Annotated in this window: 1 pseudogene; it reads right to left on the bottom strand. The window is 67.8% G+C overall.

The window, feature by feature from the left end:
* Positions 1-305: 305 nt before the first annotated feature.
* Positions 306-512 (bottom strand): annotated as a pseudogene (locus A6V37_RS41700) (hybrid sensor histidine kinase/response regulator); the annotation flags it as partial.

Here is a 512-nt window from a genome sequence, read left to right as displayed (position 1 = left end):
TGATAGGAGGGGGGGTTGAATAGCGAACGGTGTCAGTGATGGGGGTGCGAAGGTTCAGTCGGGGGAGAGGCTGGTTGATTGTAATCGTGTGCAGGGTGACGGGGGTAATGTGGCGCAGTGTGCCGAGCGGCAGGGTTACGGTGGCGATGTGCGGGACGAGGATGCGGGGCGACGGACCGGGCATGGAGGCAGCGAAGGGAAATGTGCGGGGGATGGTGCTGGTGGGCGTGGGGGTCGGGGAGGGGCTGGACGACGGGACGGAGGGTATGAGGGAGAGGGGGGAGTGTCGAGACCGCGGGGGGTCATCAGGGGGACAGTGCGTGGATCAGCGGGGTATCGGCGGTAGGACCGGTCGCGGGGAGGGGCGGAATGGGAAGGACTTCTGAGGGCAAGGGGCGGAAGAAGTCGGGCGACGTCACCGGAGCGGTCAGTGGGTAGTCGAGCACGAGCAGATCGGGGCCGGCGGCGGCGAGCTTGTCGCGGGCCGCTTGGACGCATGGGCAGGTCGCGAG

This window comes from Paraburkholderia ginsengiterrae (assembly GCF_001645125.1).
Lineage (GTDB): Bacteria > Pseudomonadota > Gammaproteobacteria > Burkholderiales > Burkholderiaceae > Paraburkholderia > Paraburkholderia ginsengiterrae.
The sequence above is the reverse complement of the archived record's forward strand: the minus strand, read 5'-3'. Positions and strand labels throughout refer to the sequence as shown.